General features: G+C 62.8%; 15 protein-coding genes. 9 read left to right on the top strand and 6 right to left on the bottom strand.

What is annotated here, in order from left to right:
* The first annotated feature begins 41 nt into the window (after nucleotides 1–41).
* The 5 genes from BGI01S_RS17380 to BGI01S_RS17360 all read left to right on the top strand — a co-directional run bounded on the left by BGI01S_RS17380 (nucleotide 42) and on the right by BGI01S_RS17360 (nucleotide 5,115).
* Nucleotides 42–1,157, top strand: a complete 1,116-nt coding sequence (locus tag BGI01S_RS17380; RefSeq protein WP_042327207.1) for a YbdK family carboxylate-amine ligase — start codon at nucleotides 42–44, stop codon at nucleotides 1,155–1,157.
* A gap of 535 nt (nucleotides 1,158–1,692) precedes the next feature.
* Nucleotides 1,693–2,331 carry a MarR family winged helix-turn-helix transcriptional regulator gene (locus tag BGI01S_RS17375; RefSeq protein ID WP_042327206.1) on the top strand — a complete coding sequence of 213 codons (639 nt, stop codon included), beginning with the start codon at nucleotides 1,693–1,695 and terminating at the stop codon, nucleotides 2,329–2,331.
* Between the two features lie 127 nt (nucleotides 2,332–2,458).
* Complete coding sequence (locus BGI01S_RS17370; RefSeq protein WP_042327205.1) at nucleotides 2,459–3,172, top strand: glutamine amidotransferase; 714 nt, start codon at nucleotides 2,459–2,461, stop codon at nucleotides 3,170–3,172.
* Between the two features lie 73 nt (nucleotides 3,173–3,245).
* Nucleotides 3,246–4,358: an NADH:flavin oxidoreductase/NADH oxidase gene (locus BGI01S_RS17365; RefSeq protein WP_042327204.1), complete on the top strand. Its 1,113-nt coding sequence runs from the start codon at nucleotides 3,246–3,248 to the stop codon at nucleotides 4,356–4,358.
* A gap of 217 nt (nucleotides 4,359–4,575) precedes the next feature.
* On the top strand, nucleotides 4,576–5,115 hold the full coding sequence (locus BGI01S_RS17360; RefSeq protein WP_042327203.1) for an SET domain-containing protein: 540 nt from the start codon (nucleotides 4,576–4,578) through the stop codon (nucleotides 5,113–5,115).
* Between the two features lie 99 nt (nucleotides 5,116–5,214).
* Here BGI01S_RS17360 and BGI01S_RS17355 read toward each other — a convergent pair whose 3' ends face one another.
* Entirely contained in the window at nucleotides 5,215–6,720 is a 1,506-nt protein-coding gene (locus tag BGI01S_RS17355) for a sensor histidine kinase (RefSeq protein WP_042327202.1), read from the bottom strand.
* 132 nt (nucleotides 6,721–6,852) lie between these two features.
* On the bottom strand, nucleotides 6,853–7,539 hold the full coding sequence (locus tag BGI01S_RS17350) for a response regulator transcription factor (protein WP_042327201.1): 687 nt from the start codon (nucleotides 7,537–7,539) through the stop codon (nucleotides 6,853–6,855).
* A gap of 163 nt (nucleotides 7,540–7,702) precedes the next feature.
* Between BGI01S_RS17350 and BGI01S_RS17345 the strand changes: the two genes are divergently transcribed.
* On the top strand, nucleotides 7,703–7,927 hold the full coding sequence (locus tag BGI01S_RS17345; RefSeq protein WP_042327200.1) for a DUF3717 domain-containing protein: 225 nt from the start codon (nucleotides 7,703–7,705) through the stop codon (nucleotides 7,925–7,927).
* A gap of 105 nt (nucleotides 7,928–8,032) precedes the next feature.
* Here BGI01S_RS17345 and BGI01S_RS17340 read toward each other — a convergent pair whose 3' ends face one another.
* On the bottom strand, nucleotides 8,033–8,323 hold the full coding sequence (locus tag BGI01S_RS17340) for a 4a-hydroxytetrahydrobiopterin dehydratase (protein WP_042327199.1): 291 nt from the start codon (nucleotides 8,321–8,323) through the stop codon (nucleotides 8,033–8,035).
* A 99-nt stretch (nucleotides 8,324–8,422) separates the two neighbouring features.
* Nucleotides 8,423–9,322 (bottom strand): phenylalanine 4-monooxygenase, encoded by a 900-nt coding sequence (phhA, locus tag BGI01S_RS17335; RefSeq protein WP_042327198.1) that lies wholly within the window; start codon nucleotides 9,320–9,322, stop codon nucleotides 8,423–8,425.
* 147 nt (nucleotides 9,323–9,469) lie between these two features.
* Here phhA and BGI01S_RS17330 point away from each other — a divergent pair, with 147 nt between their 5' ends.
* On the top strand, nucleotides 9,470–9,961 hold the full coding sequence (locus tag BGI01S_RS17330; RefSeq protein WP_042327197.1) for an Lrp/AsnC family transcriptional regulator: 492 nt from the start codon (nucleotides 9,470–9,472) through the stop codon (nucleotides 9,959–9,961).
* A gap of 82 nt (nucleotides 9,962–10,043) precedes the next feature.
* On the opposite strand, the gene BGI01S_RS17325 is transcribed toward BGI01S_RS17330, so the two are convergent.
* Nucleotides 10,044–10,583 (bottom strand): class IV adenylate cyclase, encoded by a 540-nt coding sequence (locus BGI01S_RS17325; RefSeq protein WP_042327196.1) that lies wholly within the window; start codon nucleotides 10,581–10,583, stop codon nucleotides 10,044–10,046.
* 343 nt (nucleotides 10,584–10,926) lie between these two features.
* Nucleotides 10,927–11,826: a LysR family transcriptional regulator gene (locus BGI01S_RS17320; RefSeq protein ID WP_042327195.1), complete on the bottom strand. Its 900-nt coding sequence runs from the start codon at nucleotides 11,824–11,826 to the stop codon at nucleotides 10,927–10,929.
* A 143-nt stretch (nucleotides 11,827–11,969) separates the two neighbouring features.
* On the opposite strand from BGI01S_RS17320, the gene BGI01S_RS17315 reads away from it, so the two are divergent.
* Both BGI01S_RS17315 and BGI01S_RS17310 read left to right on the top strand, forming a co-directional pair.
* Complete coding sequence (locus BGI01S_RS17315; protein WP_042327194.1) at nucleotides 11,970–13,508, top strand: CoA-acylating methylmalonate-semialdehyde dehydrogenase; 1,539 nt, start codon at nucleotides 11,970–11,972, stop codon at nucleotides 13,506–13,508.
* A gap of 110 nt (nucleotides 13,509–13,618) precedes the next feature.
* Nucleotides 13,619–15,334, top strand: coding sequence for a GMC family oxidoreductase (locus BGI01S_RS17310; RefSeq protein ID WP_042327193.1), 1,716 nt, complete (start codon nucleotides 13,619–13,621; stop codon nucleotides 15,332–15,334).
* The last annotated feature ends 361 nt before the right edge of the window (nucleotides 15,335–15,695 follow it).

Here is a 15,695-nt window from a genome sequence, read left to right as displayed (position 1 = left end):
GCATGTGAGAGCTACCCGGCCGACCTGACTCAGGGGACGCCATGTCACTCGAACCCTTCATCGATTCGAAACCGTTTACCTTCGGTGTCGAACTCGAGATGCAGATCGTCAATACGCATGACTATGATCTGACCAAAGCCGGCACGGATCTGCTGCGCCTCATCAAGGACGAAAAGATCCCCGGCAACATCACGCCGGAAATCACCGAAAGCATGATCGAGTTGTCGACCGGCATTTGCACGACGCATGAGCAGGCCGTCGCCGATTTGCGCAAGATTCGCGACACGCTGGTGTCCGCAGCCGATCATCTGAACGTCGGTTTGTGCGGCGGCGGCACCCACGCATTCCAGCAATGGAGCGAGCGGCAAATTGTCGACACGCCGCGTTTCCAGTATCTGTCCGAGCTGTACGGCTATCTCGCGAAGCAATTCACGGTGTTCGGCCAGCACGTGCATATCGGCTGCCCGGATCCGAACAGCGCGCTGTACCTGCTGCATTCGATGTCGCGCTTCATTCCGCATTTCATCGCGTTGTCCGCTTCGTCGCCGTTCGTGCAGGGCGTCGACACCGGATTTCATTCGGCACGACTGAATTCCGTGTTCGCGTTCCCGTTATCGGGTCGCGCGCCGTTCGTGCTGACGTGGGACAGCTTCGAAGAATATTTCTCGAAGATGGTCCACACGGGCGTGGTCAACAGCATGAAGGATTTCTACTGGGACATCCGGCCGAAGCCGGGTTTCGGCACGATCGAAGTGCGTGTGATGGATACGCCGCTGTCGGTCGACCGCGCGGCGGCGATTGCGTGCTACATCCAGACGCTGGCCCGCCATCTGTTGCTCGACAAGCCGATCGCGCCGAAGGAAGACGACTATCTCGTCTACACGTTCAACCGTTTCGAAGCCTGCCGTTTCGGTCTGGCCGGCACCTGCATCAATCCGCAAACCGGCGAACGCAAGACGATTTCAGAGGACATCCTCGAAACGCTCGATCTAATTGCACCGCATGCGGAGGCACTCGGTTCGGGTAACGCCCTCGCCGAAATCGGCGCGATTGCTCGCGGTCAGGTGAACGATGCGACCTGGCTGCGCGGTGTGTTCGCGCAGGAAAAGTCCTTGCACGAAGCTGTGCGGCAGCAGTGTCTGCAATGGCGAGCGTAGTCGCGAATCGCTTTGCTCAGGCCCGCCAACAAAAAAACCCCGCTGCGTGCGGGTTTTTTTGTAATTTATTTTCGTGCTCGCGGCCTTCAGATTTGGCCAAAGATCACGTATACACAAGGTGTGGCACTCGACACGCATCGCACCAGGCTGTGGACAACTGAATAATTCCCTGAAAAGTCAATATGCTGCGTTAAGCATAACCAGGTTGGCTTGCTAGCCATCGGCCTCGCTAAACAAGGGCGATTCCGGTGCCGGCCGACTTGGTCCGAACGCTTGCGGAGAATCGATGCACACGCTGTCCACGCGTTTTCCCAGGGTTATCCACAGATTGCGTTGGATAAGTTAGCTGTACGATTTGCCGCTCTCGCATAGAATGTCGTTTCGCCGCCTTGGGCTTGCAAGGCGGTAAATTTTTGAGATAGTAGAAACGGTGTCGTCCGTGATTGGACGAGGCTACCCCACACAGGCTACGGGCGAGGTCGGCAAGCAGTTCACCGGCATCGTACGAACGCTGTAAATAAACGAATCGAAGATTATGAGCGAAGGCGTATACGGAGAACAGGCAACCGGGCGAGTGACCCACAGCCTATTGCGATTGAGCACGGCGATGCGAAGCCAGGCCTGGGAATGGGCCGAAGGCGCGGGTCTCACGCCGACTCAGGGCGAAATCCTGGTCTTGTTGATGCAACGCAAGGGCCCGATGCGCCTTGGCGAAATCGCCCGTGAAACGGCCCTGACCGCCGCGACCACCAGCGATGCGGTCAGCACGCTCGAAACCAAAGGCTTGGTCGAAAAGCGCCGCGCCCTCGACGACGGCCGCGCGCTCGCGGTCCGCCTGACCGCGCGCGGCCGCACCGCTGCGAAGCGCGCCGCACAATGGCCGGACTTTTTGGGCAAAGCGGTCGGCACGTTGCGCGACGACGAGCAGGCCATCTTCTATCGCACGCTGCTCAAGACCATCTATCAGCTCGAAGCACACGGCACGATTCCGCCGCACCGCATGTGCCTGAGCTGCACGCACTTCGAGCCGAGCAAGAATCCGAAGAAGACGCCGCATCACTGCGCGCTGCTCGACCTGAAGATGTCCGACACGGATCTGCGTCTCGATTGCTCGGTGCATGAAACCGCCGACGTCGCCGCCCAGAAGAAGACCTGGAAGATCTTCGCGCAATAAGCGCCTTCTTCCGGGACAATCCGCTACACTGCCAAGCCGGCTCCGGCGGGCGGCCTCGTCCGCCTGTCAGCCGTTTTGGCGCCGCGTCGCGGCAAGTCTTTAGTCAACCTGAAGGTGGGGCAGGGCGATGAATCGCGAAGTACTGGCCATCCGTCATGTGCACTTCGAGGATCTGGGCAGTCTCGAGCGCGTGCTAGGCGAGCGCGGGCGTCCGGTCCGTTATCTCGATGTCGGCTTTGCGCGGATCGAGGCGCCGAACCCGGTCGCGGCATCGCTGATGGTGGTCCTCGGCGGCCCGATCAGCGCCACCGATGACGCGCTTTATCCCACACTCGTCCCGCTGCTGTCGCTGATCGAAAAACGCATCGCGGCCGGTTTGCCGACACTCGGCATCTGCCTCGGTGCGCAACTGATCGCGCGTGCGCTCGGTGCACGTGTTTATCCGGCAGGCCATACCGAACTCGGCTGGACTCCGCTCACGCTGACCGATGCCGGCCGCGCTTCGCCGCTGCGTCATCTGGATGGCGCGCAGACGTCGATGCTGCATTGGCACGGCGACACCTTCGATCTCCCCGCTAATGCGACGCGTCTTGCGTCGACGCCCGCCTGCGAAAACCAGGCGTTCGCGTGGGGCAAGCACGTGCTGGCTTTGCAGTGTCATCCGGAGATTCGCGCCGACCGCTTCGAGCCCTGGCTGATCGGCAACGCGGGCGAGCTTGCGTCACACGGCATCGACGCGCGTCAATTGCGGGCCGAGACTGCGCAATTCGGTCCGGCGCTCGAAGCCGCTACGTGCAAGATGTTCGGCGAATGGCTGGATCAGGTGGAAGCTCAAGCCTGACCGACAGGCGCATGCAGTAAACCGCTTGCGGTGCTATGCTCGATCGCTCTCGGGCTTTCACTGGGCGTAATCCATGAGCGCGCTTTTCTCTCCGCTCACGCTGCGTAGCGTGACGCTTCCCAATCGTATCGTCGTCTCCCCGATGTGCCAGTACTCCGCCGAACGTGGCGAGGCGACGGCGTGGCACATGATCCATCTCGGCAGTCTCGCGTTGTCGGGCGCCGGCATGCTGTTCATCGAGGCGACCTCGGTCGAGCCGGACGGCCGCATCACGCCGGGCGACCTCGGCTTGTGGGACGACGCCACCGAAGCCGCGCTTGTGCCGGTGCTGGCCGCGATCCGCAAGTACTCGCATATCAACGTGACGATGCAGTTGTCGCACGCGGGCCGCAAAGCGTCGAGCCATGTGCCATGGGACGGCGGCCAGCTGATCCCGGTGTCGCAAGGCGGCTGGCTGCCGCACGCGCCCTCCGCGTTGCCGCATAAGGCGGGCGAAGAGCCGCCGCTCGCGCTCGACGCCGCCGGACTCAACCGGATCCGCGAAGCGTTCGCGGCTTCGGCGCGACGTGCCGCACGGCTTGGCATCGACGGACTGGAAGTGCATGCGGCGCACGGCTATCTGCTGCATCAATTCCTTTCGCCGATCGCCAATCAGCGCGACGACGACTACGGCGGTTCGCTTGAAAACCGCATGCGTTTTCCGCTCGAAATCTTCGACATCGTGCGCGCGGCATTCCCCGCCGACAAGCCGGTCGGCGTGCGAGTCTCCGCGACCGATTGGGTCGAAGGCGGCTGGACGCTCGCGGACACGATCGCGTTCGCGCAGGAGTTGAAGAAGCGCGGCTGCGACTGGATCGATGTGTCGTCGGGTGGCGTGTCGCCGTTGCAGAAGATTCCGCTTGAACCGGGCTATCAGATTCCGTTTGCGAAGGCGGTCAAGCAGGCCACTGGACTGACCACGATCGGCGTCGGACTGATCACCGATCCGCTGCATGCCGAGCAGCTGATCGAAGCGGGCGAGGCCGATTTGATCGCACTGGCCCGCGCATTGTTGTACAACCCGCGCTGGCCGTGGCACGCCGCGGCGCAACTCGGTGCGACGGTCGAAGCGCCGCCGCAGTACTGGCGCTCGCAACCGCGCGAGCAGAAAGCGCTGTTCGGCGATATTTCGTTCGGACAACGTTGAAGCTCGGACTGCGGCTGCATGAACACGACTTTTGACGGTTGAACGAAGCCGTCCTGAGCGTGTACGATGCCGGATGTGGCGCAGAGCGTCACCAGTCGACGCGGCGCTCGCAAGGCGCCGCGTTTGCTATCCGCGTCAGAAAAAAGCAGCGCGTCAGACGCGGGCATTTCAAGCGGCTGCCGGACTTCACCCCCAGTTCTTCACAAGGATTCATTCAATGAGTTCACGCAGGATCGCCGTGCGCCGTTCGGGTGTGCACGGCAAAGGCGTGTTTGCCCTCGAACCGATTGCGGCTGGCGAGCGGTTGATCGAATACGAGGGTGAGCGGATCTCTTGGAAAGAAGCATTGCGCCGTCATCCGCACAATCCGGCCGAACCGAATCACACGTTCTATTTCGCGCTCGATAGCGGCAAGGTGATCGACGGCAAGGTGGACGGCAATAGCGCGCGCTGGATCAACCACTCGTGCGCGCCGAACTGCGAAGCCGAGGAAATCGACGGTCACGTGTACGTGCACGCGCTGCGCGATATCGCGGAAGGCGAGGAGGTTTTTTACGACTACGGCCTCGTGATCGACGCGCGTCAGACCAAGAAGCTCAAGAAGGAATACGAATGCCGTTGCGGCGCGCGCAAGTGCCGCGGCACGATGCTGGCGCCGCCGGAGAAAGAGAAGGGCGCGGGCAAGGCCGGCAAGTCGGCGAAGAAGGCCAAGGGATCGGACGTGAAGGCGTCGGAGAAGAAAGCGAAGAAGAAATGACGCACGGGCCGCCCGAGCCGCTCAGTAGAGCCGGTTCGAAGCGACCTCCCGTTCGTGGTCCATCAGCGGTGCATGAGCAGTCCGCTGAATGCCCACACGTTACATGTCGATTGGCGCCGAGTGCGCCGATTTTTTTGCCTGGCGTTTCGGCTCGGCATCGGTGACGTTGCTCTGAACGACGCCCGACACAAGCGGAATCCGCACGATAAAACGTGCGCCGCCTTCCGGCGCATCCTCGTAATGCACGCTGCCATGATGCAGCACCATGATGTCGTGCACGATCGCGAGACCGAGACCTGCGCCGCTATCCACGCCGGCATCGCTCTGACCGTCGCCGCGGAAAAACCGTTTGAACAGGTCCGACTGCTGCGTGCGCGGCACGCCGGGGCCGTTGTCTTCGACCACGATCTCGGCCATGCGCAGATCGTCGATCAAAGTTTGCGACACCGTCACCGTGATGCGGCCGCCATCGAAGCGTGACGGCGGCACGTACTTGAGTGCGTTGTCCAGCAGATTGGCGATCACCTCGTGCAGCAGTACAGGATTGCCGCGCGCGATCAGCGGATGATCGTTGCCCGGATCGTCGAGGCGTTGGAAGCCGAGGTCGACGTGGAACGTCAGTGCGCGCGGCACCCACTCGGCGCCGGTATCGAATGCGAGCGCGGCCATGTCCACATCGACGAAGCGGGCCGCCTGTTCGCCCGGCTCCGCGCGTGCGAGCGACAGCAGTTGATTCGACAATCGCACCGCACGGTCGGCCGCAGCACGCAGCTCACGTACCGCGGCGAGCGTTTGCTGCGGATCGCGCGCGATAGCCGCCTGCTCCGCGTGCAGCTTCACGGCGGTGAGCGGCGTGCGCAACTGATGCGCGGCGTCGGCGATGAATTTGCGCTGACCGTCGAGCGCGGTTTTCAAGCGGCCGAGCAGGGCGTTCAGCGCGCCGGTGAGCGGCCGGATTTCGACGGGCACATAGGTTTCGTCGACCGGTTCGAGCGACGTGTGGGTCTGCCGGTTTAGCGAGTCGGCGAGATCGGTGAGCGGATTGAGCTGCTGGTTGACGACCCGCCACACGATCACCCAGCCCGCGAGCAGCAGCAACAGCAGCGGCATCATGATCGCGATGAGAAACTCGGCGGCGATCCGGAACCGGTGATGGACCGGCTGACCCACCTCGACGACGATCGGATTGCCGGTCGGTTGATCGACCCGCACCTGCGCGACGCGTACGGTCACGCCCTCGTGCTGCGTTTCGAATACGTACGCGTAGTGCATGCGGCGCACGCTGGTGCCTTGCAGCGGCAGGTTGTGGTCGCCGGCGATTTCGGTTTCGCCGTCACTGATCCGGTACACGAGTTGTTCGACCGGATCGGAGAACATTGCCTGAGCGAGCGGCGGCACCGTGATCGGCGCATCCGGGCCGGCAATCTGGATCTGCTTGGAGATCGCGGTGGCAAGGTCGGCGAGCGAGCGGTCGACGACATGCTGCGTGTACTGCCAGGCCAGCCAGTAAGCGATCAGGCCGCTCATCAGAGCGAGCAGCGAAAGAGGTGCAGCGAGGCGCCGCAGCAGCGTGCGGCGCAGACTATTGGCGGCCGGCTGGGGCATGATCGAACGCGTGGGAAAGGGGACGGCGTCGGGCGCCGTGAAATTCGCCGGATGCCGGCGAACTGCGCACCGAGTGCGCGGCGCCGGCCCGGCGCCGTCAGGCCGCAAGCGAACTTGCGGCCTTCACGACGATTATGCGGCCTGGCGGATTTCCTGCAACAGATAACCGAAACCGCGCACCGTGACGATTTCGACACGGCAGTTCTCGAGCTTCTTGCGCACCCGGTGCACATAGACTTCAATCGCGGTGTCACCGAGATCGCCGCCGAAATGCGTCAGGTGATCTTGCAGTTGCGCCTTGCTGACCACGCGGCCGTGGCGCAGCAGCAGCATTTCGAGCACCGCGAATTCGCGCGGCGACAGTTCGAGCGGCTTGTCGTCGTTGAAGATGCGGCGATCAACGCCTGACAGACGCACACCGCCCAGCGACACTTCCGGACGCGGCATGTCGCCGTGCGGACCACTGCGGCGCATCACCGCGCGAATGCGCGCTTCGAGTTCGGCGGGTTCGAACGGCTTCAGCATGTAGTCGTCGGCGCCGGAATTCAGGCCTTGCACACGGTCGTGCAGTTCGTCGCGCGCGGTGAGGATGATCACCGGCGTGTGGCGATTGCTCTGGCGGAAACGCGAGAGCAGCGTCATGCCGTCGATGCCGGGCAAGCCCAGATCGAGAATCACGAGCTCGTGGCGGTTTTGCGTGAGGGCCTGCTCGGCGAAAATGCCGTCGTGGACCATGTCGACGGTGAAGCCGGCTTGTTCGAGACTGCTTTGGATGCCGCGTGCGATGGGACGGTCATCTTCGATCAGAAGGAGTCGCATGGAATTCGCTCAAGTACAATGGGTTTAGGCGTTTGGGCAAGCGGTTCGCCGGGGCGCCTGCTGCACAGTCAGCGTGCGGCGTGGCCATGCCGGGATCGGCGGGAACGGGCCACGAAGCAGCCAGCGAGCCGCCTCGAAGCGCCCTCCGAGCAATCACGCAGTCATGTCCGATATATCCATTCACGAACTGGAAGCCGCGATTAACTTCTGGCGCGCCCGCTCACCTTCGAGCGGCGACGAACTCGTTCTGTGCAAGGAGGCAAGCGCGCTCTCCAAGCCGTATGCGTTGCTGATTGTACAGCGTCGACAGACGCTATCACTGGATCGTTTGGACGCCGTCGCGAGGCAAGCGTGGGAATCTTACGTGCGCCTTAATAATAGCCTGTAGAACTGAAGGATTGAGCGCGGGATTGCCTGCATTGTCCTTTCATCGCCGCGGGATTGTTCAACGCTCGGCGGATAAACACGCGCGAAACGCCGTAGATTTTTTGTATTACGCGGTAATACTGTCGATGAATGCAGCCAGTGCGATGTCCCGCTCGGTGACGCCATTGGCTTCATGCGTGGACAGCGTGATATCCACCTTGTTGTACACGTTGAACCATTCGGGATGGTGATCCATCTCCTGCGCCTTGATTGCCACGCGCGTCATGAAGCCGAACGCTTCGTTGAAGTCGGCGAATTCGAACTTGCGCTGGATCGCGTCGCGTTCCGCGACGGCGTGCCAGCCGCGCAGTGATGCGATCTGCCTCGCGCGTTCTTCGGAAGTGAGTTTCTGGATCATGGCATTACCTCGTCGTAGGAGCACGCGCTGGTGGACGCGCGCCTTCACTATTTTTTCATGAATGAGGGGACCCCGCTGTGGACCCGGCGGGCCTCGTCTTCAGATATCGCCGTCGGCTTGCCAGCCGTCCTGCGAACCGCGCGTGATGATGCGGTCGCTGTCGAGCACGTCACCGGCCATGAAAGCCGGTTCGGCTACGAGCCGCTTCAGCAGTGCGGCGAAATCGGTCTGCGCAACGCCGAACAGCTGCTCGAAGTCATCGATGACGAAGTAGCTTTTCTGGAACGTATCGATGCGGTAGCGCGTGCGCATCACGCGTTCGAGATCGAAGCACAATCGGTTCGGCGACGCGCTCTGCTGGCTGTAGATCGTTTCGCCCTTGCTCGATACGATACCGGCGCCGTAGATCTTCACACCGTTGGGACTCGCGTCGTCGCGGATCAGTCCGAACTCCACTGTGTACCAATAAAGTCGCGCCAGTAGCGGCAGCGCGCCCGCGTCGTTCGCGGCCAATGCGGCGCGGCCGTATGCGTGCATGTAGTCCGCGAACACCGGGTTGATCAGCAGCGGCACGTGGCCGAACAGATCGTGGAAACAGTCGGGCTCCTGCAGATAATCGAGCTGGTCCGGCCGGCGCATCCACCACGTCACCGGAAAGCGGCGGTTCGCGAGATGCTCGAAGAACACCTGGTCCGGCACGAGGCCGGGCACGGCGACGATGCGCCAGCCGGTGGCCGGCGTGAGCTTCGCATTGATTTCGTCGAAGGAGGGCACGCGGTCGGCCGGCATGCCGATTCGTTCGACACCCTCCAGGAACTCGTCGCACACGCGGCCTTCGAGCAGCGCGGTTTGACGCGCGTAGAGCTGTCGCCAGACCGCGTGGTCGACCGCGCCGGAACGTTCGGTCGGTTGATCGATGGTGAAATCGGCGCGGGTTTCGAGGCCGGCGTCGAACTGCTCTTTCAGCTTGGCGGTGTTGGCGTTACTGGCGATGGACATGGGCGGTATGCTCTACGGGTCGTGCAGATGGAATCGGTGATGCGAGTGTAGAGCGGTGTGCGCGCGGAAAGGGCGCAATGATGGCGTGAATACCGAGTAATATGCGATAATCGTGCATCAAATCACGATTTAGTGCGGATATTCGACATGTTGGAACTCGATCACTTCGATCTCGCGCTGCTGGACGTGCTGCAGCGCTTCGGCCGGGCCACGCATCAGCAACTGGCCGAGCAGGTGCCGCTGTCGCCGTCGCAGATCGGACGGCGCTTGCAGCGGCTGGAGCAGGTGGGTGTGGTGGACGGCTATCGCGTCGTGCTGCGGCCGGAGAAGCTCGGGCTCGGCGTGACCGCTTTTACGAGCCTGAAGCTGAAGCACCACGGCGATTCGATCATCGAGCAATTCCAGCAGCAGATCGACGTGCTGCCCGAAGTGCTCGAATGCCACGCGGTGGTGGGCGACGCCGACTACCTGTTGCGCATCGTCGCGCCCGATCTGAACTATCTGTCGAACTTCGTGATGAAGAAGCTGATGCGCGTGCCGGGCGTCGACAGTGTGCGCTCGAATATCGTGTTGACTACTTTCAAGCGCAACGGGCCATTGCCGCTCGGCCATCTGTCGCCGGGGGCGGCCGCGAGCTGATGCAGTGGTGTTGCGGTCGTTGCTGCCAGCGGGGTGGTGAAAGCGGCCGCGCGAACTTTTACACGCTCGCGCTGCATGAGATTTATGCGGCCTGCTTCGAAGACTCGTCTTCCGGGCTCAGCAGATCGACATAAGCCACGGCCACCAGATCCGATTCCTCCACGCCGAGGCTCTGGAACATCGCGCGGGCTTCGGCATGGCCGCCTTCTTCGTCGTCATCCTGGGCGAGCAGCACTTCGAGTTCGACGAAGTCGCCCAGTCCGTCGACCCGGTCCAGATGAATCCGCGTGCGACCGGTCAGGTACACATGCCGTTCCTTCGTGACGATGCCCCGCGTGGTCAGCGCGGTGGCGAGCAGCGCGTGCATTGCCTCGGGATTGGTCACGGGGCTGCGCGTGTAGTAGGACGCCTTCGGGCCGTCGCGATCGTCGCGCTGATAGAAGATGAGTTCGGCCGGGGTGCCGTCATCGAACTGGCGCAGCTTCAGACGGCCGCGCGGCACGTCGTAGAAAAAGTCCTGCTGGCGGAAGATCAGCGGCGCGTCGGTGGCGAGCTGCGCCGCACGCTCGCGCAGTTGCTCGAAATGCTGGGCGCGGGCTTTGATTTCAATGTTGCGTGCCATGTCAGGCTCCTGTCGAAGGATGGAGTGGTCGGCGGCTTCCGGTGTTGCCGGGCGAAGCTGCCGGGAAGGACAAAGTCATGCGGAACAGAAACGATGCGGGGCCGGCGCGTATGCGCGAACCGCCAATCTAACAAAAAGTGCGTGACGGCGTCGTTTCAGGCGACCCGATGGATGAGGGCAAAGAGCGAAGCGTCGTTGACGGCGGCTGGTGAATGCGGGACTGCAAAGGCTCTCGCCAGGGTTATAGCGCCGCCGGACCCGGATCATCTCGCCTCTCTCTGGCATTAGCGCGACTCATATCGCATCCCCTCAATCCACTGGTTGCCCGCGTTGATGCTGGCATTCACGTCGCCCATTGCTGTTCGATCAGCTTCAACGCCACGGCAATCGCCGGTTCTTCCTTGCGCTCTTCGAGTGTGATGAAGCTGAGTTGAGTCGGCACCGTGATCCCGTCGACGATGGTCAACGCGTGTGCATGCGCTTCAGCGATCGCGGTGGCATCGCGGGCCAGTGTGAGGCCAACGCCCGACTTCACCAGATCGAGCATCGACGGCTCCTGATCCACTTCCGCCACCTTGACCGGCTTCACGCCGGCCTCGCCGAAACAGCGCGACAGCAAGCGGTTATGCGCGGACGCGGGCGGCGTCCAGATCCACGGCAGCGCGGCGAGCGAGCGCCAGTCGCGCGCGCCTTTCACGCGATCCCTCCAGCCGGCCGGCGCCAGCACACGATACTGGAAATGAGTGAGCGTGAGCGCGTGGAACGCCGGGCCGTCGCGCGGTTCGTCATCGGACGGCAGGCCGATGTAGTAGCCGACATCGAGTTCGCCCGCGCGAATCTGCTCCAGCACCCAGCCCGACATACCGTGGCGCAACGCCGTTTCGATTTGCGGCCAGGTCTCCACGAGTTGCTTGAGAAAGCCGCCCAGACGGAGGAACGCGGGGTCGAGGATCGTGCCGATCCGCAGCCGTCCGCGCACTTCGTGACGCAGCGATTGCGCGGCGCGCTGCACGTCGGCGGCCGCGCCGAGCGCGCGTTCGGCGTGGGGCAGCAACGCCTGGCCGTCGCGCGTCAGCGAAAGCCCGTGCGAAGTCCGCGTGAACAGCGTCACGCCGAGCGCCTCCTGCAAATGCTTGATTTGCAGGCTGACGGCGGGTTGGGTCAGGTGAAGCTGCACCGCGGCACGCGTGAGGTTGCCCTCCCGCGCAACGGTGATGAAGGCCCGGAGCAGAGTGAGATCCATCCGGTGATATTAGCGCGCCTTATAGCGCAGTTGAGCATTACTCATTGGATTTGTCGCCCCGAAGCGCCGTACGCTTGGCGTTCAGCACGCCAGTGCCGCGCAGCGCGCGGCGGGCGGAAGACTTCACACGATTGAGGAAAAACATGAGCGAGACACTTCAGGACGAGACCCTGCGCGGCGCGGCGACCGCACGCGCGCTGACCCATTTCATCAATGGCAAGCCGATCGACGGCACGAGCGGTCGTTTCGGCGACGTGTTCAATCCCGCGCTCGGCAGCGTAAGCGCACGCGTGCCGCTCGCGAGCGTCGCGGAAGTGGACGCGGCGGTCGCCGCCGCGCGAGCCGCGTTTCCTGCGTGGAGCGAAACCGCACCGATCAAACGGGCGCGCGTGCTGTTCAAGTTCAAGGAATTGCTCGACCGCCACCACGACGAACTGGCGGAGCTGATCACGCGCGAGCACGGCAAGGTGTTCTCGGATGCGAAGGGCGAGGTGATGCGCGGCATCGAGATCGTCGAGTTCGCGTGCGGCATTCCAAACCTGTTGAAGACCGACTTCACCGATCAGATCGGCGGCGGCATCGACAACTGGAATCTGCGCCAGCCACTCGGCGTGGTCGCCGGCATCACGCCGTTCAACTTCCCGATGATGGTGCCGTGCTGGATGTTCCCGGTCGCGATTGCATGCGGCAACACGTTCGTGCTGAAGCCGTCGGAGCGCGATCCGTCCGCGTCGAACCGGCTCGCCGAATTGTTGAAGGAAGCGGGCTTGCCCGACGGTGTGTTCAACGTCGTGCACGGCGACAAGGTCGCGGTCGACGCGCTGCTCGTGCATCCGGAGGTGAGCGCGTTGTCGTTCGTCGGTTCGACGCCGATTGCCGAATACATCTACACGGAAGGCACGAAACACGGCAAGCGCGTCCAGGCGTTGGGCGGGGCGAAGAATCACCTGGTGGTGATGCCGGACGCCGATCTCGACCAGGCCGTCGACGCGTTGATCGGCGCCGCGTACGGTTCGGCGGGCGAGCGCTGCATGGCGATTTCGGTGGCGGTCGCAGTCGGTCATATCGCCGATGAACTGATCGAGCGACTGACGCCGCGCGTGAAGAGCCTGAAGATTCTCAACGGCATGGAGTCCGCCGCGGAGATGGGGCCGTTGGTGACGGCGACGCATCGGGACAAGGTGGTCGGCTATATCGACGCAGGTGTCGCGGCGGGCGCGAAGCTGGTGGTCGACGGACGCGGTCATCAGGTGGACGGTCATGAGAAGGGGTTCTTCCTGGGCGGCACGCTGTTCGATGACGTGTCGACCGAGATGAAGATTTATCGCGAGGAGATTTTCGGGCCGGTGTTGTGCGTGGTGCGTGTGCCCGATTTCGCTTCCGCTGTGGAGCTCATCAATGGCAACCAGTTCGCTAACGGCGTGTCGCTGTTCACATCCGACGGCGGCGTTGCGCGGGCTTTCTCACGACAGATCGAGATCGGCATGGTCGGCATCAACGTACCGATTCCGGTGCCGATGGCATGGCATTCGTTTGGTGGATGGAAGAAGTCGCTGTTCGGCGATCATCACGCGTATGGCGAGGAGGGCGTGCGTTTTTATACGCGCTACAAGAGCATCATGCAGCGCTGGCCGGACAGTATCGCGAAGGGCGCGGAGTTTACGATGCCGGTCGCCAAATAAGCCGAGCGCGGCCTGCGCAGACGCATGCGCAAAAAACACAAATAAAGCCTGACGACGTGCGCCACATGGAACCCTGCGGCGCGCGGCGAAAAAGCTTAGGAGACTGAACGATGAGCGACACCGGAAGCACGCATGCGGCCGCCCGGCGGCTGGAAGGCGAATTCGACTACATCATTGTCGGTGCGGGGACGGCAGGGTGCGTACTCGCGAATCGGCTGACCGAAGATCCGGACGTCAGCGTCCTGTTGCTTGAAGCCGGCGGCAAAGACGATTACCACTGGATTCACGTACCGGTCGGCTACCTGTACTGCATCGGCAATCCGCGCACGGACTGGCTCTATAAAACGCAGCCGGAAGCGGGCCTGAACGGACGCGCGCTGTCGTATCCGCGCGGCCGCGTATTGGGCGGCAGCTCGTCGATCAACGGCATGATCTACATGCGCGGCCAGCGCGAAGACTACGACGAATGGGCGCGCGTGACACACGATGCGTCATGGTCATGGGATGCCGTGCTGCCGGTCTTCAAACGTAGCGAAGACCACCACGCAGGCGCGAGCGAATCGCACGGCGTGGGCGGACCGTGGCGCGTCGAAAAACAGCGGCTGAAATGGAAGATTCTCGAAGAGTTTTCGAAAGCCGCGCAAGAGAGCGGCATTCCCGCCACGGATGACTTCAATCGCGGCGACAACACCGGCGTCGGGTACTTCGACGTCAATCAGAAGCGCGGCATTCGCTGGAATGCGTCGAAAGCGTTTCTGCGGCCCGCACTCAAGCGTCCGAATCTGACCATCATCACCGGCGCGCATACGCAGCGCGTGGTGTTCGAAGGACGTCGCTGCATCGGTGTCGAATATCGCGGCGACAACGTTGACTATCTCGCCCGCGCGCGCGGCGAAGTCATCCTCAGCGCGGGCGCAGTCAACTCGCCGCAACTGCTTGAACTGTCCGGCATCGGCAACGGTGCGCGTCTGCAGAAGCTCGGCATCGACGTGGTCAAGGATCTGCGTGGCGTCGGCGAAAATCTGCAGGACCATTTGCAATTGCGCATGGCTTATAAGGTCGACGGCGTGCGCACGCTCAATACGGCCTCCGCGCATTGGTGGGGCAAGCTGATGATCGGCGTGCAATACGCGCTGTTGCAAAGCGGGCCGATGTCGATGTCGCCGTCGCAACTCGGTGCGTTCGCGAAGTCCGATCCCGACGACCGCTCGCTCACGCGCCCCGACCTCGAGTATCACGTGCAGCCGCTTTCGCTCGATCGCTTCGGCGAACCGCTGCATCGGTTCAATGCGTTCACGGCGTCGGTGTGTCAGTTGCGGCCGACTTCGCGCGGCAGCATCCACATCGAGTCGACGGATGCATCGGCGCCGCCGTTGATCGCACCGAACTATCTGTCCACCGACTACGACCGTCACGTCGCCGCCAACGCGTTGCGTCTCACGCGCCGCATTGCCGCGGCGCCGTCGCTCGCGCGTTATCGGCCGCAGGAGATTCTGCCGGGCATCCAGTATCAAACCGAGGAAGAATTGCAGCAGGCGGCCGGCGCGGTTGGCACGACCATCTTCCATCCGGTCGGCACCTGCCGTATGGGGACGCTCGATGATCCGGCGGCGGTGGTCGACAACCGGTTGCGCGTGATCGGCGTCGACGGGCTGCGCGTGGTCGACGCTTCGGTGATGCCGAACATCACATCGGGCAACACCAACTCGCCGACGCTGATGATCGCCGAGCGCGCGAGCGACATGATCCGCGAAGATCGCCGCGCACGCGCGAACGCGAGCGTCGCGGAGCAAAGCCGCGTAACGGCTTCGATGTCCGCTGTGTGACAAAGCGGGGGATGAGAAAGTCCATCGCGTGAGACACCGGTCACGTCTGCCGGGCCGGATGTCTCATGCGTCGGCGACGCCGCGCGTTAACCCGATGTATTGCGGCCGTATTGCCGACGCGCGGCCCGTACCTTTGTTCACGCGCATGACCGCGCAAATAACGGGCGTGCTCCACTAAGTGCAAATCCCAATGAATGCGCTGCATCATTGGCGCGACAATGGCAGCCATGCTGCGTGCCGCGCCATGGATTACCGTCCGGATTGGTGCAGCACGCCAACGAGCGGCCAGGGGTGCCGCCGTCATAAAAAGTCGCGCAGAAATTCGCGCGGAAGATCGTAGTGCTTCGCCTTACTCCGTATG

The organism is Paraburkholderia ginsengisoli NBRC 100965, assembly GCF_000739735.1.
In the GTDB taxonomy this organism is placed as follows: Bacteria; Pseudomonadota; Gammaproteobacteria; order Burkholderiales; family Burkholderiaceae; genus Paraburkholderia; species Paraburkholderia ginsengisoli.
The sequence above is the reverse complement of the archived record's forward strand: the minus strand, read 5'-3'. Positions and strand labels throughout refer to the sequence as shown.